We start from the raw sequence: 638 nt of genomic DNA, 5'->3' as shown, positions 1-638 counted from the left end.
GCTCTTGCTGGCCGGATGCGCCTCCCAAAGCGGCCCCGCGCCCAGCCAGGCGACCAGCCTGTGCCGCCAGGCAGGCATCTGCGCGGTCAGCGGCCCGGAAACCGCGCAGCTGTTGAACAACCGCTACCGCGCCAGCGCCACCCGCTGCGCCATCGACAAGCCGGCCTGGCAATGCACCGGCGTGCTGTTGCGCACACGCGCCGACGGCGCCACCGGGCATTTCTGGGAACACGACCCGGCGGCGACGGCACGTGGCAGCGAACGCCTGCTGTTCCTGCGCGCCGACCTGGGCAGCGATACGCTGCCGAGCAACCACGGCGCTATCGTCGACGACCTGTTCAGCGCGGTCAGTCAGGGCAAACCCTACGAAGCGCTGTGCAGCCACCCGCTGCCCACCGCTGACAGCCCGGCACGCCCCGACCACGGCTGCGCACCCTCCACCGATGGCCCTGCCGCCAGGGCCGACCATGGCTCCTGCGCGGCACTGGGCGTGAACGACGCGCAGGGCTGGCTGGCGCACTTCGGCCAGCAGGGCGAGCAGCCTGCGGCCCAATGCGCATTCAACGCCGACGACATGGCCCAATTCCGCACCACGCTGCAGGCCCACACCCTGCTCGGCAAGCCCGGCGAAAACGCCG

The 638-nt window shown here is 71.6% G+C and carries 1 pseudogene; it reads left to right on the top strand.

The window, feature by feature from the left end:
* Positions 1-638: pseudogene (locus tag APH44_RS30205) on the top strand (hypothetical protein); the annotation flags it as partial.

Source organism: Pseudomonas sp. NBRC 111143, assembly GCF_001320965.1.
Lineage (GTDB): Bacteria > Pseudomonadota > Gammaproteobacteria > Pseudomonadales > Pseudomonadaceae > Aquipseudomonas > Aquipseudomonas machongensis.
Note: the sequence above shows the minus strand (reverse complement) of the source record. Positions and strands in the feature narration are given on the sequence as shown.